The sequence below is a fragment of the Streptomyces sp. AA4 genome, assembly GCF_000158875.1.
In the GTDB taxonomy this organism is placed as follows: Bacteria; Actinomycetota; Actinomycetes; order Mycobacteriales; family Pseudonocardiaceae; genus Amycolatopsis.
Genome location: NZ_GG657746.1, coordinates 5,206,033 through 5,226,387, shown reverse-complemented (window position 1 = coordinate 5,226,387; position 20,355 = coordinate 5,206,033). Strand labels below are relative to the sequence as shown.

Here is a 20,355-nt window from a genome sequence, read left to right as displayed (position 1 = left end):
GCCTCCTCGACGGCTCAGCTGCGGCGGACGGCGCGGAAGGGCAGGTCGCGGTCGATCTCGGGTTCCTTGGGCAGGCCGAGGACGCGTTCGGCGATGATCGTGCGCTGGATCTGGTCGGTGCCGCCGCCGATGGAGGTGAAGAACGCGTTGAGCGCCAGGAAGTTCACGTCGTCGGCGACCGGGTTCGCGTCCCCGGCGAGCAGGGTTTCCGGACCGGCGATGTCGGTGCGCAGGCGGGCTTCGGCGTGCAGGATGCCGGACATCGCGAGCTTTCCCAGCGACATCACCGAACTCGACGTGCCTTGTTCGGCGGCGGCTTTCGCCCGGGCGTTGTTCAGCGCGTTCAGTTCGCGCAGCGCGAGCACGGTGGCCAGGTTGTCGCGGATGACCGGGTCGGCGAGGCGGCCGCGTTCCCGGGCGAGCGCGACGAGGTCGTCGGCGATCGATCCGTGCCGCGACGCGCGTGCGCCGTCGCCCATGATCGAGCGTTCGTACGCCAGCGCGGTCTGCAGCACGCGCCAGCCCTTGCCCTCGTCGCCGACCAGGTAGTCAGCCAGGATTTCGACGTCGGTCAGGAAGACCTCGTTGAAGTGCGATTCGCCGGTGATCTGCACCAGCGGGCGGATGTCGACGCCGGGCTGGTGCATCGGCACGACGAAGTAGCTGAGGCCCTTGTGCTTCGGGACGTCCCAGTCGGTGCGCGCGATCAACAGCGCGTAGTCCGCGGTTTTCGCGCCGGACGTCCAGACTTTCTGGCCGTTGACGATCCAGCGGTCGCCGTCGCGGACCGCGGTCGTGCGCACGGCGGCGAGGTCCGAGCCCGCGCCGGGTTCGCTGTAGAACAGGCAGGTCCGGGACCGTTCGGTGAGGACGTCGCGCAGCAGGTCGTGCTTGAGTTTCTCGGTGCCGAACGCGAGGACCGTGTTGGCCGGGATGCTGTATTTGTCCTGACGGGCCCCGGGCGCGCCGGCCGACTCGAACTCGGCCGCGATCACGTCGGCGAGTTCGGCCGGCCAGGCGCGGCCGAACCACTCGACCGGCCAGGTCGGCACGGCGTACCCGGCGGCGACGACCTTTTCCAGCCAGGCAATGCGTTCCGGGGTGGTGCTCCAGCGGTCGGGAGCCGGCGCGAGCCCGGTCCATTCCGCGGCGAGCCACGCGCGGACTTCTTCGCGGAGCTGGTCGGCGCTGGTCATGTCAGGCTCCCTTCGAGACGAGGTAGCGCTCCCGGTGCAGGCGCGAGTTGCCGAACAGCTGCGCGCCGGAGCGGGCGCGGCGCAGGTACAGGTGCGCCGGGTGTTCCCAGGTGAAGCCGATTCCGCCGTGCATCTGGATCGCGGACAGGGCAACGGTTTCGTACGCTTCCGCGCAGGCGAATCCGGCGAGCGCGATCGCGCCCGGGCCGCCGTCGGCCGCGGCGTGGCGGGCGGCGGAGGTCGCGGATTCGACGTCCAGGAGGCGGTCCGCGGCGAGGTGCTTCATCGCCTGGAAACTGCCGATCGCGCGGCCGAACTGCACGCGGGTGTTGAGATATTCGACGGTTTTCTCAAAGATCTTACGGGCACCGCCCGCCTGTTCCCCGGCGAGCGCGACAGTGCTGAGGTCCAAGGCCTTTTGCACAGCCTCCCACCCCGCAGTGCCAACTCGCCGCGCTGGGGTATCAGCGAAGGTGAATTGGGATAGCCGTACGGTCGGGTCGAATACCTCCGCCGCGGTGCGGAGGAAACCGGGCGCCGCAGGGGCGACCTCGAAGACACCGAAACCGTCGTCAGTGCGCGCTACCACGAGAATGACGTCGGCGAGCTGGCCGAAGGTGACGTACGAAGCGGTCCCGGTGAGGGTTCCGTTCGCTTGCACAGCAACACCTTCGGGCGTCCAGCTTCCGGCAGGCCCGGTCACGGCGACGGTTCCGATGGAAGATCCGTCGGCTAGTCCGGGCAGCAGGCGGCGTTTGTCCTCTTCGGACCCAGCCGCGTCGATCAGGGTCGCGGTCAGCACCGAACTGGACAGGAACGGCGACGGCACCAGCGCCGCGCCGATTTCCTCCGAAACCGCTTCGAGTTCCTCCGCGCCCAGGCCGACTCCGCCGTGCTCCGTGGCGATCAGCAGACCGGGCAACCCCAGGTCGGCCAGTTGTTTCCACAGCTCCGGGTCGTAGCCGGAGTCCGTCGCCATCACGCGGCGCACGTCGGTCTCGGTGCAGCGGTCCGCGAGCAGGTCGCGCACCGCCTCCCGCAGCTGTTCGGTTTCCGCGGCGCTGATCGCCATCGCCGGACCGCCTTTCCCGTCGTCGGGTCCCGATTCCCATGCTGGGTGCGGAAAACCGCGATGTACATCACGGATTCCGACACCGGCAGGTTTCCGGAAGGGACATCAGGGCACGTGTCGCGGCCGCTCATCTGCCGGTGTCCCGACCGGTCGTTTACGCCGCGTCAGCGGGATGCGAACGTGGAGGGGCGACCACCGGTCGGGAACGGAGTGCGAAGATGACGAGCAGGCGGGAGACCCCGGCGCGGCGGAGGGCGGCGATCGCCGGTCTCGGGCTCACTGAGCTGGGGAAAGTCTACGGTCCGAGCGCGCGGCAGTTCGCCGCGCAGGCCGTCCGGCGGGCCGCCGCGGACGCCGGGATCGGGCTGTCGGACATCGACGGGCTGCTGGTGTCCGCCGGCACGACGCCCGGAGTCGACCTGAGCCTGCAAGTCGACTTGGGACTGCGAGACCTGCGGCTTTTCACCCAGATGCAGGCGTTCGGCTCGACGGCGGGCGCGATGGTGCAGTACGCCGCGATGGCCGTCGAAGCGGGCATGGCCGACACCGTGGCCTGCGTGTTCGCGGACGCGCCGCTGCAGCAGGGCAAGGCGACCGGCGCGGCCTACGGCGGCCGGCGCACGACCCCGACCGGCTGGGGAAGCCTGCTGGGCTCCAGCGGTTTCGCCGGACCGAACTCGTTCTACGCGCTCGCCGCGCGACGGCATATGAAGACTTACGGCACCACGAGCGAACAACTCGGCGCGATCGCGGTCGCGCAGCGCGCGTGGGCGGCGAAGAACCCGCTGGCACAGCTGCGCGACCCGATCACGCTGGCCGACCACCAAGCGTCGCGGTTCATCGCGGAACCGTTCCACCTGCTGGACTGCTGCCTGGTGTCGAACGGCGGCGCCGCGGTGATCGTGACGTCGGCGGAGCGCGCGGCAACGATGGCCCAGCCCGCGGTCCAGGTGCTCGGCTGGGGACAAGCCCACCCCGGGAATTCCTTCCGCCGCAACGACAATCTCGGTCTCGTGAGCGGCGCGGCGCAGTCCGGTCCGGCGGCGATGGAGATGGCCGGAGTGACCGTCGACGACATCGACGTCGCCGAGATCTACGACTGCTACACCTTCACCGCACTGCTCACCCTGGAGGACTACGGGTTCTGCGGCAAGGGCGAAGGCGGCGAGTTCGTCGCGACGCCGGGCATGCTCGGCCCGGACGGCAAGCTCGCGGTGAACACCGGCGGCGGCCAGCTGTCGTCCTACTATCTGTGGGGCATGACGCCGCTGTCCGAGGCGATCATCCAGGCGCGCGGCCAGGGCGGCGAACGCCAGGTACCGAAGCACGACACCGTGCTGGTTTCCGGCAACGGCGGCATTCTGGACCACCACAGCACGCTCGTGCTCGGAACGGAGGGATGACAGTGCGGATCAACCCGGTCGCCCGCGACGAGGAGTCCGCGGCGTTCTTCGACGGCGCCGCGGTCGGAGAATTCCGGCTGCTGCGGCGGCGCAGCACCGGCGAGTACCTGGACCCGCGCACGGTCCCGGACCCCGACGACGATCTGGAGTGGACGGCCGCCGCCGGAACCGGCACGGTGGTGTCGTGGTCGGTGGTGCACAAGCGGGCGCGCGACGGCGGCGAGCCGGAGCGCGTGGTCGTCGGCATCGTGGAGCTGGCCGAGGGACCGTGGTGGTGGTGCCGGCTCGACGCCGACCCGGACGCGGACCTCTGGCAGCTGCCGGTGCGGGCGGTGTTCGTGCCCTCCGGACCCGAACCTGACCACGAGAAGGTGCCGGTCTTCGCGCCGGCGGAGGAGGCAGACCATGCCCGATGACGCTCCGGCCGCGCTGGTCGAACAACGCGGACACGTCCTGGTCGTCACGCTCAACCGGCCGCACGCGATGAACGCGGTCAACGCCGAGCTGAGCGAACTCGTCGGCACCGCGCTGGAACGGGCCGAGCAGGACCCGGAAACGCGCGTCGTGGTGCTGACCGGCGCGGGGGAGCGGGCGTTCTGCGCCGGAGCCGACCTGAAAGCCGTGTCGCGAGGCGAATCGCTCGCCGCGCCCGGCCACGAGGAATGGGGCTTCGCCGGATACGTGCGGCACCCGATCTCGAAGCCGACCATCGCCGCGGTCAACGGATTCGCCCTCGGCGGCGGTACCGAACTCGCGCTGGCCAGCGACCTGGTGGTGGCGGCCGAATCGGCGAAATTCGGGCTGCCCGAAGTGAAGCGCGGCCTCTTCGCCGCGGCGGGCGGCGTCTTCCGGCTGCCGCGGCAGATCCCGCGGAAAATCGCGATGGAGATGATGTTCACCGGCGAACCCCTGGACGCCGCCCGCGCGGCGACGCTCGGCCTGGTGAACCACGTGGTCCCGGACGCCGACGTGCTCGCCGAAGCGCTGGCGCTGGCGGAGAAGATCGCCGCGAACGCTCCGCTGGCGGTGCAGGCCAGCAAACGCGTGGCACTGAGCATTGTGGACGGTGCGATCGCGGCCGAGGACAGCGATTGGGACAACACGCGCGAGAACGCTGTCGGGGTCATGACGAGCGAGGACGTCCGGGAGGGGACGGTGGCGTTCGTCGAGAAGCGTGCGCCGGTTTGGCAGGCCAAGTAAGCGCTCCGCACCCGAGAGAACACGCTCTGTCCGCCCCAAGCCCGTGATCGTCCGTGAAGGGCTCCTTGAGGGAATCAGATTCCCTCAAGGAGCCCATCACGGACATCGGGCAACGCCGCCCCGCGGGTGTCGGGATCGTGGCAGACTCGGCGGATGCGCGGGTGGGGGGCGACGCCGTGGACGCGGGCGCCGAAAACGGGGTGGCGGCAACCAGCGGTCGTCGTGGCCGCGATCGCGGCGGCGGTGCTCGTCGCGTTGCCCGCCGCGGCCGTCGCGTTGTTCCTGTCCTCGGCCGGGAACGCGACGCTGCACGACCAGGTCAACCGGGCGTGTCAGTGGGCGGTCGGGGCGGAGTGGACCGGCGGGCTGCCGATGTCGCAGCCGTATCCGGGTGCCACTGGACCGACCGGGAAGGCCCTCGACGACGCCCGGCTCGCGCTTGCCCGCGACGCGGCTCGCCAGGTGCCGCGGCTGTCCGGGGTGCCTTCGACGCTCACCAGCTCCGCGAAGGTCGACCCGGTCCGGCCGGGCTCGCCGAATCCGGAACAGTCCGCGATGTGGCTGGTCTACCAGGACGATTTCGCCGCCCACCTGCAGGTCCTGGAGGGCGGCAAGGGCCAGGGGATCTGGGTGTCGAGCCAGTTCGCGCGGGCGCGCGGCCTGCACGCGGGCGACCAGGTGGCGGTGCAGGGCGGCTGGAGCCCGAAGACCGGCGTGCTGCCGGGCGCCCCGGCGGCGACGATGCCGGTCGCCGCGGTGTACCGGGACCTGCGCGAGCTGCCGGACCAGCCGTTCTGGTGCCATCTGCAGCCGCTGTACCGGCCCAAACCGCTGAGCGAGGCTCCGGTGTTCCCGGTGGCGTTCGTGTCGCGGGACGCGCTGTTCGGGCTGACCCCTGCCGATTCGGGCGTCGGCAGCTTCCTCGCGGCCTCGGTCGACCCCGACGGGCTGACCACGGCGAACGCACCCGAGACGATCGCCGGGCTGGAGAAGGTGCGAGCGCGCACCGAAAACACCCCGGAGTTGTTCGCTCAGCGCGGCCGGATGCAGTTCACGTCGTCGCTGCGCGGCATCGCGGACCGGGCGGACCAGGTCGTATCCTCGCTCGCCGCGACGGTCGTGCCGATCGGCGTCGCCGGGTCGCTGACCGGGCTGGTCATTTCGGCGACGGTCGGGTCGTTCTGGGTCGAACGCCGCCGGGCCGAGCTGGCCGTGCTGTCCGCGCGCGGGGCGGGGCCGGGCTCGCTGGCCGGGAAAGCATTGCTGGAGCTGGGGTCCATCGCGCTGCTCGGCGCCGTCGGCGGCTGGTTCGCCGCGCGCGGGCTGGTCCGCGCGCTGGGGCCGAGCCCGCTGGTGACGCCGTCCGCGCTCGGCTGGTCGATCGGCGGCGCGGCGGTCGCGTTCCTCGCGACCCTCGCCGGGATCGCCGGTTCGGTCGTCTTCCGCACCCGGGCGCTGTTCGACGCGCGCCGGTCGCGGATCCGGCATCTGCCGTGGGAAATCCTCCCGCTGGTCGCCGCGGCGGCCTGCTATTTCGCGCTCGGCGACGGCACGCAGACCGGGCTCGGCCAGGCCGGTTCGGTCGCGCGGATCCCGCCGCGGCTGATCGTCGTGCCGTTGCTGCTGGTGCTGGGCCTGGCGATGCTGGCGACCCGGATCGTGCGGCTGGCCTTGCCCCGGGTGCGCGCGGTGCGGCGCGAGCGGGCAGTGGCGTTCCTGGCCTGGCGACGGCTCGCCTCCGCGCCTGCCGCGGCGGCCGTGCTGGTCGGGGCGACCGCGGTCCCGGTGGCGTTGTCGCTCTTCGCCACCACCGTCACCGGCTCCGTCCAGCGCACGCTCGACGACGAGGGCCAGCTCGTGGTGGGCTCGGACGTCGTGGTGCAGTTGACCGGCCCCGCCGCGCTCCCGGCCGGCCTCAGTGGACAGTCCACATTGGTCGATCGCTACGACTCGGCGTACCTGGGCGCCAAGACGGTGAACGTGCTCGGCGTCGACCCGGCGACGTTCGGCTCCGCCGCGTCCTGGGACGAGCACTTCAGCGGGCCGACGCTGTCCGATCTGCTCGACCAGATGTCCGGCGACACCGCGGTCGGCATCCTCGCCGGGGTCCCGGACACACCCGAGCAGGCGACGTTGAGCATCGGGGGCAAAGACCTGCCGCTGCGCGTCGTCACGGTGGCGCAGCTGCCGGGAAAGAGCGCCGGGTTCCCGGAATTGCTGCTGCGCAAGGACGTTCTCGCCAAGTTCGCCGGAGAGAGCGTGCACCGCGAGCTGTGGGCGCGCGGCGACCCGGCGCAGGTGCTGCCGGAACTGGGCAAAGCCGGGATTCCGGCCGGGACGGCGAGCCGCGCGGTCGACGTCACCGCGCACGGCGTTTACGGCGGAGTCACTTACACCTTCGCGTTCTTGACCGCGGTGTCCGCTTTGGTCGGTGTGGTAGTCCTAATTGGACTGTTGCTGTATCTCAACGCCCGGGCTCGTGCGCGCCGCGGTGCGTATGTCCTCTTGCGACGGATGGGCATCACCTCGGGTGCGCATTGGCGAGCGCTCGCGTACGAGGTCGGCGGGCTGCTGGCGGCCGGATTCGCGGTGGGCGTCGGATTCGCGGCGGTGGCGGTCTCGGTGACCTGCGAAGGCTACGACCTCGATCCGGCGACGCCGCCGGGCACGGTGATCCCGGTGCCGTGGGGGCCGGGCGGGCGATTGCTGCTCGCGGCGGTGGTCGTCGCGCTCGTCGTTGCTTATGCGGCCCAGCGGGCGGCTGCGCGGGCCCTGCCTTCGGAGGTGCTGCGTGACACTGCCTGATGCCGTCCGGGGCACCGGATTGACGCACCGCTACCGTACCGCGGGTCGTTCGCTGACCGCTCTGCACGAGGTGTCGATCGCCGCCGCGCACGGCCGGATCACCGCGTTGGTCGGCCCGTCCGGCTCGGGCAAATCGACCTTGCTGCGGTTGCTGGCCTGCCTGGAACGTCCGGACGAGGGCCGGGTCGAGGTCGGCGGCACGGACGTCACCGCGCTGTCCGCGCGAGCGCGCCGGGCGGTGCGGCGGCGACGGATCGGTTACGTATTCCAGAATCCCGTCGACAACCTGCTGGATTACCTGACGGTGCAAGAACACCTGGAACTGGCGGCGAAAATGCGCGGCACCGGTCTTTCCCTGGCCTTGCTGGAGCGGCTGGGCCTGGACCACCGCCGCGGCCACCGCCCGCGCCAGCTCTCCGGCGGCGAACAGCAGCGAACCGCCCTCGCCTTCGCCGCGGTCGGCGACCCGGACGCGGTGCTGGCGGACGAACCGACCGCCCAGCTGGACCGTGCCTCGGCGCGATTGGTCGCGGAGGCTTTCCGCACGCTGGCGGACGCCGGGCAGACCGTCGTAGTCGCGACGCACGACCCGGTGCTGGCCGAGGCGGCGGACGACGTGGTGGAACTCGTGGACGGGAGAGTCCGGTGAGCGTGCTGCTCAGCGTGTCCGACGTGAGCCGTTCCCACGGCGGGACGCCCGTGCTGCGGCACACGAGCCTGGACCTGACGGCGGGGGAGCTGGTCGCGCTGACCGGTCCGTCGGGGTCGGGAAAAAGCACGTTGCTGATGATCGCGGGCGGCTGGGACCGGCCGGACAGCGGCACGGTGACGGCGCACCCGCCGATGCCGGACGTGCCGGTTTCGCAGCAGCCGTGGCACGCGCTGGCTTTCGTGCCGCAGTCGATCGCGCTGTTCGAGGAACTGACGGTCGCGGACAATCTCGCGTTCGCCGCGCGGACCGCCGCGGACCCGCCGGATCGGGCGAAGCTACTGGAAACGCTGGACCTGGCGAAACTGGCGGACCGGCTGCCGAGCGAGGTTTCGCGCGGGGAACAGCAGCGGGGCGCGGTGGCGCGGGCTCTGGCGGCGGGTCCGCTGGTGCTGCTGGCGGACGAGCCGACGTCGCACCAGGACCGCGCGCACGCGGGGACGGTGCTGACGGCGTTGCGCCGGGCAGCGGATCGCGGGACGGCGGTGCTGGTGGCGTCCCACGATCCGCTGCTGGCCGAGCACGCGGACCGGGCGGTGCCGGTCGGCGAGTGAGTCAGTCCACTTTGGACGGGTGCCGCGCGAGGGCGGTCACCTGGATGTCCATGTACGGGAACAGCGGCAGACCGGACAGGATCCGGTGCAGCTCGTCGTGGTCCGCGACGTCGAGCACCGAGAAGTTCGCGTACTCCCCGGCGATCCGCCAGATCTGCGGCCATTTCCCGCTGCGCTGCAGCTGCTGGCTGTACTCCTTCTCGCGCGCGATGAGGGCGTCGCGGACCGCCGGGTCCAGGTCCGGGGGAAGGCGGACGTCCATCCGCACGTGGTAAAGCATGGGTCTCCTGCCGGATCGGGCCGAATCAGAGGGCCGGGTCGAGGACGAAGCCGTATTCGATGGCCTCGCCGTTCTCCGCGGGCTTGGGGTCGAGCAGCAGTTCCGGCTTCACCGCGGACGCGATGTCGTCGTCATTGTGCTCGTCGCCCGGGAAGTACAGCTGCGCGGTGAGCAGTTCGTGGCCCGGCGCGGACACCTTGACGTGCAGGTGCGCCGGACGCCAGGCGTGCCAGCCCGCCGCCGCGATGAGTTTGCCGCAGGCGCCGTCGGTCGGGATCTGGTACGGCGCGGGCCGCACGGTGTGGATTTCGAAGCGGCCTTCGTCGTCGGTGGTGAAGGTGCCGCGCAGGTTCCACTCCGGGATGCCCGGCGCGAACTGCGAGTACAGGCCGTCGGCGTCCGCGTGCCAGAGTTCGACCTTCGCGCCGCCCAGGGCCGCGCCGGTGGTCGAGGTGACCTGTCCGGTCCAGACCAGCGGGGTGCCCGGCTCGTTCTCCCGCGTCGGGATCGTGCCGCGCGCGCCCTGCTCGGGGGCGTCCGGCACGTAGTACGGGCCTTCGATGGTGCCCTTGTTGCCCTTGCGGTGCTCGGTGGCGACCTCTTCGACGACGTGCTCGACCCAGACGTCCAGGAACAGCGGCCATTCGCCGTCCTCGCCGACGCTGATCAGCCACGACTTCAGCGCGTTGTACTCGTCGTAGGTCACCTTGTGCTTGCGGATCGTCGCGTGCACGGCCTCCAGCACCTCGCGGGCGAGCAGGCTGACCCGTTCCTTCGGGGTGCCCGCGACGCCGGCGAGCTTGTCGCTCTTGAACCGTTCGGTGGCGTTGGCTCCGGACGCGGCGGCGGTGGGGGAATGCGTGGCGGTCATGAATCCTCCTTGATCCATCGGGGGTTTCCGGCTCAGCGGTCTTGCCGGTAGTGCCGGAGCTTGCCGGGGTCGAGTGCGGCGCCGAGGCCGGCGCCGGGGCGGATGGCCAGTTCGCCGTCCGCGATGCGGAGCGGTTCGGCGAGCAGGTCGTCGGTCATGTCGAGGAAGTTGGACAGTTCGCCGGGACGGCGCGACGTCAGCTCGTACGCGGATCCGAACGCGACAGTGCACAGTGAACCGAGCTGGCCGTCGATCTGGTTGCCCATCACCACTTCCAGCCCGAGGCCTTCCGCGAGGTGGTGCGTGCGCTGCGAACGCGTGAACCCGGTGCGGGCGGTCTTGATGCTGATCGCGGTGGCCGAGCCGCCGAGGATCTCGCGGGTCACGTCGGCCGGGGTCACCGCGGATTCGTCGGCGATGAACGGAATGTCCAAACGCGACACGAGCCAGCGGCGGCCGAGGACGTCGTCGGCGGGGCACAGCTCCTCGGCGAACAGCAGGTCGAGGTCGGCCATTTCCCGCATCGCACGAGCGGATTCCGCGGCCGTCCAGCCGCGGTTGCCGTCCACGTACAGATCGACCTCGGCGCCGAACCGCTCCCGCAAGGCGCGAACCACCGCGGTGTCCAGGGAAACCGGGCGGCGGCCGACCTTCACCTTGAACGTCGTGATGCCGTAGCTGTCGCGGATCCGCTCCGCCTCGGCGACCATCGCGGCCGGCTCGTCGAAGCCGAGCATGTGCGACACCTTCATGCGGTCGGTGTAGCCGCCGAGCAGTTCGGTGACCGAGACGTCGAGGCTCTGCCCCAGCGCGTCCCAGATCGCCATGTCCAAAGCGGACTTCGCGGCCGGATTCCCGACCGTGCGGGAAAGCCGCGCGTGCACCGTCTCGCGTTCGAGCAGGCTCAGTCCCACCACCTGCGGGGCGAACACGGTCTCCAGCACGGCCACGATCCCGGCTTGCGTTTCGCCGTAGGTGAACGGCCGCGGCGGCGCTTCGGCCACGCCGACGATGCCGTCGTCGGTGTGCACGCGAACCAGCACGTGCTCGGCCGTGTGCACCTCGCCGGACGCGAAACGCAGCGGTTTGCGGTAGGGGATGGCGAACGGGATCGCCTCCACCCGGGTGATCTTCATCGTGTCCTCCCTGACACGGGCACTTCGACGGGGAACAGCTCGCCGAGCGCGTCGAGCACGGCCGGGACCAGTGCCGAGGCCCGGTCGCGGTGCCAGGCGAGCGCGAGCTGGACGGTGGCCGCCCCGGCGAGGTCGCGGAACACGACCCCGGCCAGCGGCAGCGCCCGCGCGGACGCGGGGACGACGCCGACGCCGAGTCCTCCGGCGACGAGGGCGAGCAGCACCGCGGTACCCGCGGCCTCGTGCTCGCGTTGCGGGGTGAATCCGGCGTCGCGGCAGCTGCGCAGGACCGCTTCGTTGACGACGGAATAGCTGGCCGGATAGGTGACGAACGCTTCGGCGCGCAGGTCGCTCATCGCCACGACCGGTTCCACCGCGAGCCGGTGGTCGGCCGGGACGGCGAGCACCAGCGGCTCGGTCTCGATGACGTGCAGGTCGAGGTCGCCGCCGGTGACCGGCGGGCGCAGCACGCCGATGTCGAGCGTGCCGTCGCGCAGCTGCGCGCACTGCTCGCCGGTGAGCAGGTCGGCGTGCACCTCGAGTTCGACCTCGGGCAGCCGGTGCTGCAGCGCGCGGGCGACCCGCGGCAGGTGCGACAGCGCGGCGGTGCCGGTGAAGCCGATCCGGGCGAGCCCTCGGCGGCCGTCGGCGATGCGCCGGGCTCCGCGCGCGCCCGCCTCGACGGCGTCGAGGATCCGCTGGGCCTCGCCGAGGAAGAAGCGGCCGGCCGGGGTGACCTGCACCTGCCGCGTCGTGCGGCTGAGCAGGGCGACGCCCAGCTCGTCCTCCAGCTGCCGGATCGCGTGCGAAAGCGCCGGCTGGGCGAGGTGCAGGCGTTCGGCGGCGCGGCCGAAGTGGCAGGTCTCGGCGACGGCGGCGAAGTACCGCAGGTGGCGCAGTTCCATCGGGCTGCCTCCTCACCGGCTCCTCGCGTGGTCTCGCTCACCGTAGGTTCCGGCATTGAGTGAAGACAAGGAGCGGTTTGCGTGCGATTGATAAACGGCATCGAATAATCCCACCCTAGGTCAGGACTGGGTCTTGCCCTGGTGTGGCTGCGGCCACGGACTGGCACAGTGCGGGAAACGCCCTGGTGGGGAGCCGATCAGTGCAGATCAGAGGCCCGTTGGAGGAGTCATGACCGACACGCTGGACCACGCCGCTTCCGTAGTCGCGGACGCGGTGGTCGAGGACCCGGAGGCGGGCGTCTACCGCGCGAACCGCCGGATCTTCACCGACGAGGAGATCTTCGAACTCGAGATGAAGCACATCTTCGAGGGCAACTGGATCTACCTCGCGCACGAAAGCCAGCTGCCGAACCCCGGCGACTACTTCACCACCACGATCGGCCGCCAGCCGGTCGTCCTCACGCGCGGCAAGGGCGGCGAACTGCATTGCCTGATCAACGCGTGCGCGCACCGCGGCGCGATGATCTGCCGGCGCAAACGCGACAACCGGCCGACGCTGACCTGCCCGTTCCACGGCTGGACCTTCCGCAACGACGGCAAGCTGCTGAAGGTCAAGGACCCGGACGGCGCGGGCTACCCGGAATCGTTCGACACCGACGGTTCGCACGACCTGACGAAGGTCGCCCGCTTCGAGTCCTACCGCGGGTTCCTGTTCGGCAGCCTCAACCCGGACGTCCTTCCGCTGGCCGAGCACCTCGGCGACGCCGCGAAGGTGATCGACATGCTCGTGGACCAGTCGCCGGACGGGCTGGAAGTACTGCGCGGGGCTTCCACGTATACCTACGACGGCAACTGGAAGGTCCAGGCGGAGAATGGCGCGGACGGCTACCACGTCACCGCGACGCACTGGAACTACGCGGCCACCACCGCCCGGCGCAACACCGGCGAATCGGCGAACGACACGAAGACGCTCGACGCCGGTTCGTGGGGCAAGTCCGGCGGCGGCTACTGGTCGTTCCCGCACGGGCACCTGTGCCTGTGGACCTGGGCGGGCAACCCGCAGGACCGGCCGCTGTGGCCGCGGATGGCGGAGCTGAAGGAGAAGTACGGCGACGCCAAGGGCGAGTTCATGGTGCGCGGGTCCCGGAATCTGTGCGTGTACCCCAACGTGTACCTGATGGACCAGTTCTCGACGCAGATCCGGCATTTCCGGCCGATCGCGCCGGACAAGACCGAGGTCACCATCTACTGCATCGCGCCGAAGGGCGAAAGCGCCGAATCGCGGGCGTGGCGGATCCGGCAGTACGAGGATTTCTTCAACGCTTCGGGAATGGCGACGCCGGACGACCTGGAGGAATTCCGGTCCTGTCAGCTCACTTTCCGCGCGACGGCCGCTCCTTGGAACGACATGAGCCGCGGGGCGCGGCATTGGCTCACCGGGCCGGACGAGGTCGCGTCGTCGCTCGGGCTCGACGGGGTCGTGTCCGCCGGGCAGAAGAACGAGGACGAGGGACTTTATCCGGTGCAGCACGGGTATTGGCAGGAAACGATGCGCGCGGCGATCGCCCGCGAGCAGGCCGTTCGAGGAGAAGCCCGATGACCGCCGCCGCCGAGAAGACCATCACCCAGCACGACGTCGAGCAATTCCTCTACCGCGAGGCGCGGTATCTGGACGACCGCGAGTTCGAGAAATGGCTGGAGTGCTACGCCGACGATGTCGTGTACTGGATGCCGTCCTGGGGAGACGACGATCTGCTCACCGAAGACCCGCAGCGCGACATTTCGCTGATCTACTACCCGAACAAGGGCGGGCTCGAGGACCGCGTGTTCCGGATCCGCACCGAACGGTCGAGCGCGACCTCCCTTCCGGAACCGCGGACCAGTCACAACATCACGAACGTCGAGCTGATCGAACGGCACGGCGACCTGGTGGACGTGCGGTTCAACTGGCACACGATGTATTTCCGCTATCACACGGTCGACCCGTATTACGGGACCTCGTTCTACACCGTCGATTTCTCCGGTGCTTCGCCGTTGATCCGGCGGAAGACCGTGGTGCTCAAGAACGACTACATCCACCACGTCGTCGACGTGTACCACTTCTGAGCGGAGGCGGTCATGAACCACCGGATCGCTCTGTCCTTTGAGGACGGTGTCACCCGCTTCGTCACCTGCGCGCCGGACCAGACCGTCGCGGACGCGTCGTACCGGCAGCGCATCAACATTCCGCTCGACTGCCGCGACGGCGCGTGCGGGACGTGCAAGGCGTTCTGCGAATCGGGGGAGTACGAGGGCGGGTCTTATCTCGAAGACGCGTTGAGCGCGGACGAGGCGGAGCGCGGTTATGTCTTGCCGTGCAGCATGAAGCCGAAGTCCGATCTGGTGTTGCAGATCGCGAGCACGTCAGCGGTCGCGAAGACGCAGGCTGCCGAACATCACGGCACTCTTGTCGCGCTGGACCGGCTTTCGCCGACGACAATGTCGTTGACGGTGGAGATCCGCGATCGCGACCGGCTGGCGTTTCTGCCCGGGCAGTACGTGAACATCACGGTGCCGGGCACGGAGGTCGCGCGCTCGTATTCGTTCAGCAACGCGCCCGACGACGAGCGGCTGACGTTCCTGGTGAAGCTCACGCCCGGCGGCGTCATGTCGGATTACCTGACCGGACGGGCGAAATCCGGGGACGAGCTGACGTTCACCGGTCCGCACGGGAGCTTCTTCCTGCGGGAGACGGACCGCCCGGTGCTGTTGCTGGCCGGAGGCACCGGACTCGCGCCGATTCTGTCCATTGTGCGCACTATGCGCGCTTCCGGCGCGACCCGGCCCGCCCATCTGGTGTACGGCGTGAGCACCGACGACGACCTGGTCGAGACGGAGACGCTGGAGAAGCTGGCGGCGGAGGTTCCCGGGCTGACCTGGGACTACTGCGTTTCCGATCCGGGAAGTGCCGCGCCGAACAAGGGTTACGTGACCACGCTGATCCGCGACGAGCACCTGCACGGCGGGGATGTCGCGGTCTACCTGTGCGGCCCGCCGCCGATGGTGGAGGCCGTCCGCGGGCACTTCGCGTCGGCCGGGTTCGAGCCGACCGGGTTCTACTACGAGAAGTTCGCGCTGGCGGCGCCAGCCCGCGCCCCGGAGATCCCCGTCGAGCCGGTTGCTCTGGCGCTGCCGGAACCCGAGCCGGAGCCGGAGTTTCTCGCGGGCCGCGCGCTGGCCGGGCAGGAGCTGTTCCCGGCGGTGGAGCTGACCCCGTTGCGGGCCGGACCGGCGCTGTCCGCGGTGGAGGAAGCCCGGGTCGCGCGCACGATCGCGGGCCAGGAAATGCTGCCCGCGTCCGACGAGCTGCCGGGCGAATACGAAATCGGCGAGGAACACCCGTCGGTCCATGAATCGGACGCCGTTTTCGAGGCTCGGCAGGCCCTCGAACTGGGTGCGGTCGAACTGACGATCGGGCGGTTGACCTCGGGCCAGCTCGCCGGATACCGCCTGCTCGCCGAGTCGACAGTGCCCTATGTGGACGGTGACCGGTTCCTGGACGCCGCTGCCTACACCGAAACCAACGCGGCGTTCCACGACTACCTGTTCACGCTCACCGGCAACGAACACCTGCTGCAGGCATATCAGGCGCTCGGCGTGAAAGGCCACATGGCCGAGACCCTGCGCAACGCGACCTGGTGCCATCCGCGCTGCACGCAGGACCACCTGGACCTGGTCGCCGCGTTCGAGTCCGGAGACCGGGCGACCGCGCGGCGGCTGGTGGCCGAGCACGCGGAACGGTCGAAGGCGACCACCCGGCGGGCGATGGGCGACCCGGCGGCGCGGCCGAAATTCCTGTCGCCGGGACGGTTCGCGGGCAAGGTCGTCGTGGTCACCGGGGCCGCGCAGGGGATCGGCGAGGCGACCGCCCGGCGGATCGCCGCGGAGGGCGGCGCGCTGGTGCTGGCCGACCGATCGGGCCTGGTCAGCGGCCTGGCCGACGAGCTGCCCGAGGCCGCGGCGGTGGTCGCCGACCTGGAGACGTGGGCGGGCGCGCAGGCGGTCGCGGAAGCCGCGCTGGCCCGGTTCGGGCGGATCGACGTGCTGGTCAACAACGTCGGCGGCGCGCTGCGGTTCAAGCCGTTCACCGAGTTCGGCCCGGACGAGATCGAGGCCGAACTCCGCCGGTCCCTGCTGACCACGCTGTTCTCCTGCCGGGCCGCGCTGCCGTCGATGGCGCAGCGGGGCGGCGGGGTGATCGTGAACGTCTCGTCGGCGGCCACTCGCGGCATCCACCGGATCCCGTACTCGGCGGCGAAGGGCGGGATCAACGCGCTGACCGCGTCGCTGGCCTTCGAGTACGCCGACGCGGGCATCCGCGTGGTCGCGACCGCGCCGGGCGGCACCGAGGCCCCGCCGCGGCGGATCCCGCGCGGCGGCCCCGATCCGGCCACCGACCAGGAACGGGAGTGGTTCCAGGCGCACATCGACCAGACTGTCGGTTCGTCATTGCTCAAGCGGTACGGCACCCTGGACGAGCAGGCCGCGGCGATCGCGTTCCTGGCCTCGGACGAGGCCTCGTACGTCACCGGCACCGTCCTGCCCGTCGCCGGGGGCGATCTTCGGCTGACGGAGGCATCCGGCGAAACGGGGAGGACCGTGACGACCGCGGCGGAGGAGCTGGCCGGCCTGCTGTCCCGGGCGGGCCGCGCGGTGCTGCTGTGCGGACCCGCCGGGTGCGGGCGCACCACGCTGGCGCGGCGGGCCACCGACGCGTTCCCCGGGCCGGTGCTCCAGGCGACCGCGGCCGAGTGGGAGAGCGGCAGCGCGTTCGCCGTGCTGCGGCAGCTGTTCCCGGACTTGCCGACCGACGGCGGTCCGCTCTCGGTCGCCGGCCGGATCGCGGCGGAACTGGTGCCCGGGACGTTGCTGGTGGTCGACGACGCGCAACTGGCCGATGTGGACTCGATGCGGACGCTGTCCTCGCTGCTGCGACACCATCCGGCGGTGCGGGCGACGGTGCTGCTCACCGCCGCGACCGGCGATTCTCGCGCTCGGGCGGACGTTCAGGAACTGCTCGCCCGGATGTCCGGCGACGAGGTGCGCGTGCCGCCGCTCGACGCCGCGGAAGTGTCCGAACTGGCCTCGGCGCGCGGTATCGCCCTGCATCCGACGATGGCCGAACGGTTGTGCCGGCACACGCTCGGCCGACCGCGGCATGTCGTGCAGCTGCTGACCGAGGTCCCGCGCGCGACCTGGGGCGGGTTCGATCCGAATCTGCCCGCACCGGCCGCGGTCGCCGCATCGGTCCGGGAACGGATCTCGCAGCTTTCCCCGGCGGCGGAACGGTTTGTCGCCGCCGCGGCGGTGCTGGGCGCCGGCGCGGCGGTGCGGTCGGTGGCGTCGCTGGCCGATCTCGACGGCGATCCGCTGCCGGTGCTGGACGAGGCGTGCGCGGCGCGGTTGGTCGAACTCGCGCCTCGCGGGCTCGCCGAAGTGGGGCCGCCGGATCCGATGGTGCGCGCGGCGGTGCTGACCGGGCTGGGGCCAGAGCGGCGCTCGACGTTGCAGCGGCGCGCGGCGGAACTGGTCGAGGACCCGGCGCGGAGCTTGCGGTTGCTGGTGGCGGCCAGCCCGGTGCCGGACGCGAGCGTCGCGGACCGCCTGGACGCGCTGGCGGTCGAGCGAGCCGCGGCGGGGGCGTGGGGGACGGCCGCGGTGCTGCTCAACGACGCTGGGCGGCTCACTGAAGACGCTGAGCTGCGGCAAGCTCGGATCACCCGCGCTGTCGACGCGTTGATCGGCGCTGGCGACGTGTTCCGGGCGGCAGCGCTTGCTCCGGAAGTCGAGAGCGTGCGAGAGACCCCGTTGCGCGACGCCGTGCTCGGCTATCTCGCCGTGGTGCGAGGCCGGGCCGCGGAAGCTGGCGGACGGCTGAGCCGGGCCTGGGATATCGTCAACGCCTCGCGAGATCCGGAGACGGCCGCGTTGATATGCCAGCGATATGTCCTTGATGCGCTGTGCCGGTACTCCGCGGAAGATCTCGTGCGGTGGGCGGACCGGGCCCTTGAGCTGGCGGTGCCGGAGACGCCGGCCGCGGTGGAGGCGGCGGCGATCCGGGGTCTCGGGCTTGCCGCTTCGGGGCGCGCCAAACAGGCTCGGCGGGATTACGCGCAGCTGGCGGACCGGATCCGGCACGGTGCGCAGGCGCAGCGGGTCGTCATGGCTCGCGGATGGCTGAACCTGCTCACCGATCGGATCGACGACGCGCGGGTGGATTTGGAAAGTGCCGTGCCCACCAGCTATTTGGGCGGTTCGGCGCGGATTTCCCTGTGGGCGCAAGCCTGGCTGGCGCGGACGCTGTTCCTGAGCGGGGAATGGGACGACGCGTTGCGCGTGGTCCGGGAAGCGCTCGCCTTGGTGGACCGGACCGGGATTGTGCTGACCGCGCCGTTGCTGCACTGGACTTCGGCTGCGGTGCATGCCTTGCGCGGCGATCCGGCGCGAGCGGAGGAGGCGTTGCTGGCGTGTGCTTCCGGGCCGCAGGACTACGAAATCATGCGGGTTCCCGCTTTGCTGGCCCGGGCCCAGGTCGCCGAGGCCGCCGCGGATTCCGCCGGGGTGCTGCGGGCGTTGCATCCGTTGACGCGGCTGTCGCTGCCTACCTCGGTAGACGAGCCGGGGCACTGGCCGTGGCATGATCTGTACGCGCATGCCTTGGTCCTCAGTGGACGGTCAGAGGAGGCGGACGCGTTTCTGGCTCCCCATGAACGGGCGGCGGGGAAACGGGAGCATGTTTCGGCGCGGGCTCGCCTCGCGGCCGCGCGGGGCCGCTTGCTCGGGGCGCGGAACGACCATGTCGGCGCGGTGGCGGCGTTCGACGCCGCGGTGGAGATGATCGGGTCGTTGCCGTTGCGGTACGACCAGGCCCGGATCGCGTTCGCGTATGGACAGACGTTGCGCCGGCTGGGACGGCGGGCTCGGGCGGACACGCAACTGGTCGCCGCGCGGGACGGGTTCGCGTCGATGGGTGCGGTGACCTATGTGGCGCGGTGCGAGCGGGAATTGCGGGCCGGTGGCGTGCATGTGCCGCGGGGCGGGGTGGATCGGTTGACGCCGCAGGAGGAGGCGGTGGCGCGGATGGTGGCGCGGGGGCAGTCGAATCGGGAGGTGGCCGCGGAGTTGTTTTTGTCGGTGAAGACGGTGCAGTACCACTTGACGCGGATTTACGCGAAGCTGGGGATCCGGGGGCGGACGGAGCTGGCGGTGTTGCGTTCCGGGGACGAGTGAGGGCCTCCTTGCCCGCGACGGCAAGGAGGCCCTCATGTGTCCACTATGGACTCAGCGGCACTTCAGGGCGCCGTCGGTGATCGCCACCCCGCTGACCGTGCCGTTGTCCGCGGGGGTGAATTCGAAGCGCCAGCCCGGCTTTTCCGCGATGGGCAGCTCGAACCGCCCGGCCGCGCCGGCCTTCAAACCGCGTGCGTCGTACGCCTTGTGCAGGTCGGCCAGCGAGGATCCGGCGCCGATGCCCTCCGCGGTCTTGGCGTCCGGCGGGGCGCCCAGCGCGTGCAGGCCGTTCTGGCCGAACGAGGCGCCGCCGGCCGCGGCGAACGCCTTGTCGCGCTCTTCCCGCTTGCCCGCCAGTTCGGCGCTCGCCATCGCGGAGTCGGCCGCCAGCTGGGCCGCTTCCGCGTCCTTGGCGGCGGCTTTGGCCAGCTCCGCGGCGGACGTGCCGGTGTTCTGCTTCGCTGCCTTGTCCGCCGCGTCCGACTTGGCGTAGAGGTCGTCGGCCTTGCGCTGCGCCTCGGCCTCGGCGGCCAGCTTGGCCGGGTCCGGCGCGGGGCCGCCCTGCCAGCTCAGGACCGTGCAGCCGTCCAGCGCGGAAACCGGCGCGGTGGCGAGTTTCCCGGTGGCGAGCGCCGCTTCCTTGGCCATCCCCGGGGCGATGCCGCGGTATCCGGCCGCGCCGAAGGCCTCGGGTTTCGCGGCGGCGGACTCCGCCGGCGCCGCGGCGGTTCCCCGGCGAACACGCCGCCAGTGCGGCGACCGCCGCGAGCGCGGCCGCCGAACGGCCGATGGACAGGACAGAACTCTTGTGCATTGATTTCCCCTCGTACGGACCCGCTGTTCCGGGTCGTCGTTCCCGGTGCACCGAGATACTGATCAACTTACCGGCGGGGACCACCGGGTTTTCGCGGCCGCCGCCGACCGCTCGCGAGGGGAACTCGCGGGTTCCCCTCGC

At 70.9% G+C, this 20,355-nt stretch carries 16 protein-coding genes; 9 read left to right on the top strand and 7 right to left on the bottom strand.

From position 1 onward, the window contains the following. Window positions 1-14 precede the first annotated feature (14 nt). On the bottom strand, window positions 15-1,196 hold the full coding sequence (locus SSMG_RS23935; RefSeq protein WP_009080234.1) for an acyl-CoA dehydrogenase family protein: 1,182 nt from the start codon (window positions 1,194-1,196) through the stop codon (window positions 15-17). Window position 1,197: 1 nt separating this feature from the next. After that, window positions 1,198-2,268, bottom strand: coding sequence for an acyl-CoA dehydrogenase family protein (locus tag SSMG_RS23930; protein WP_009080231.1), 1,071 nt, complete (start codon window positions 2,266-2,268; stop codon window positions 1,198-1,200). 218 nt (window positions 2,269-2,486) lie between these two features. Between SSMG_RS23930 and SSMG_RS23925 the strand changes: the two genes are divergently transcribed. The 6 genes from SSMG_RS23925 (at window position 2,487) to SSMG_RS23900 (ending at window position 8,939) form a co-directional block, all read left to right on the top strand. Further along, on the top strand, window positions 2,487-3,671 hold the full coding sequence (locus SSMG_RS23925) for a thiolase family protein (RefSeq protein WP_009080229.1): 1,185 nt from the start codon (window positions 2,487-2,489) through the stop codon (window positions 3,669-3,671). Next, window positions 3,668-4,087 (top strand): Zn-ribbon domain-containing OB-fold protein, encoded by a 420-nt coding sequence (locus tag SSMG_RS23920; protein ID WP_086024903.1) that lies wholly within the window; start codon window positions 3,668-3,670, stop codon window positions 4,085-4,087. The genes SSMG_RS23925 and SSMG_RS23920 overlap by 4 nt, the downstream gene beginning before the upstream one ends. Next, window positions 4,077-4,871, top strand: coding sequence for a crotonase/enoyl-CoA hydratase family protein (locus SSMG_RS23915; RefSeq protein ID WP_009080226.1), 795 nt, complete (start codon window positions 4,077-4,079; stop codon window positions 4,869-4,871). The genes SSMG_RS23920 and SSMG_RS23915 overlap by 11 nt, the downstream gene beginning before the upstream one ends. A 153-nt stretch (window positions 4,872-5,024) precedes the next feature. Next, on the top strand, window positions 5,025-7,676 hold the full coding sequence (locus SSMG_RS23910; RefSeq protein WP_107487932.1) for an FtsX-like permease family protein: 2,652 nt from the start codon (window positions 5,025-5,027) through the stop codon (window positions 7,674-7,676). Further along, window positions 7,663-8,325, top strand: coding sequence for an ABC transporter ATP-binding protein (locus tag SSMG_RS23905; protein WP_050788263.1), 663 nt, complete (start codon window positions 7,663-7,665; stop codon window positions 8,323-8,325). The genes SSMG_RS23910 and SSMG_RS23905 overlap by 14 nt, the downstream gene beginning before the upstream one ends. Further along, the gene (locus SSMG_RS23900) at window positions 8,322-8,939 is read left to right on the top strand and encodes an ABC transporter ATP-binding protein (protein WP_009080222.1); all 618 of its coding nucleotides are present in this window, start codon (window positions 8,322-8,324) and stop codon (window positions 8,937-8,939) included. Before SSMG_RS23905 ends, SSMG_RS23900 begins: the two co-directional genes overlap by 4 nt. A gap of 1 nt (window position 8,940) precedes the next feature. Here SSMG_RS23900 and catC read toward each other — a convergent pair whose 3' ends face one another. From catC to SSMG_RS23880, 4 genes are read right to left on the bottom strand one after another with little or no spacing between them, the layout of a single operon-like run. Beyond that, window positions 8,941-9,219, bottom strand: coding sequence for a muconolactone Delta-isomerase (catC, locus tag SSMG_RS23895; protein ID WP_009080220.1), 279 nt, complete (start codon window positions 9,217-9,219; stop codon window positions 8,941-8,943). Window positions 9,220-9,244: 25 nt separating this feature from the next. Next, window positions 9,245-10,090, bottom strand: a complete 846-nt coding sequence (gene catA / locus SSMG_RS23890) for a catechol 1,2-dioxygenase (protein WP_009080218.1) — start codon at window positions 10,088-10,090, stop codon at window positions 9,245-9,247. Between the two features lie 32 nt (window positions 10,091-10,122). Then, window positions 10,123-11,226 (bottom strand): mandelate racemase/muconate lactonizing enzyme family protein, encoded by a 1,104-nt coding sequence (locus tag SSMG_RS23885; protein ID WP_009080216.1) that lies wholly within the window; start codon window positions 11,224-11,226, stop codon window positions 10,123-10,125. Beyond that, complete coding sequence (locus SSMG_RS23880; protein WP_009080214.1) at window positions 11,223-12,131, bottom strand: LysR substrate-binding domain-containing protein; 909 nt, start codon at window positions 12,129-12,131, stop codon at window positions 11,223-11,225. The genes SSMG_RS23885 and SSMG_RS23880 overlap by 4 nt, the downstream gene beginning before the upstream one ends. Before the next feature lie 229 nt (window positions 12,132-12,360). On the opposite strand from SSMG_RS23880, the gene benA reads away from it, so the two are divergent. From benA to benC, 3 genes are read left to right on the top strand one after another with little or no spacing between them, the layout of a single operon-like run. Beyond that, on the top strand, window positions 12,361-13,731 hold the full coding sequence (gene benA, locus SSMG_RS23875) for a benzoate 1,2-dioxygenase large subunit (protein WP_009080212.1): 1,371 nt from the start codon (window positions 12,361-12,363) through the stop codon (window positions 13,729-13,731). Next, window positions 13,728-14,237, top strand: coding sequence for a benzoate 1,2-dioxygenase small subunit (benB, locus tag SSMG_RS23870; protein ID WP_009080210.1), 510 nt, complete (start codon window positions 13,728-13,730; stop codon window positions 14,235-14,237). Before benA ends, benB begins: the two co-directional genes overlap by 4 nt. A gap of 12 nt (window positions 14,238-14,249) precedes the next feature. Next, a complete protein-coding gene (benC, locus tag SSMG_RS47135) occupies window positions 14,250-19,400 on the top strand; it encodes a benzoate 1,2-dioxygenase electron transfer component BenC (protein WP_009080209.1) in 5,151 nt (1,716 codons plus the stop codon). Window positions 19,401-19,451: 51 nt separating this feature from the next. Here benC and SSMG_RS23855 read toward each other — a convergent pair whose 3' ends face one another. Further along, window positions 19,452-20,048, bottom strand: coding sequence for a hypothetical protein (locus tag SSMG_RS23855; RefSeq protein WP_009080207.1), 597 nt, complete (start codon window positions 20,046-20,048; stop codon window positions 19,452-19,454). Window positions 20,049-20,355: the final 307 nt, after the last annotated feature.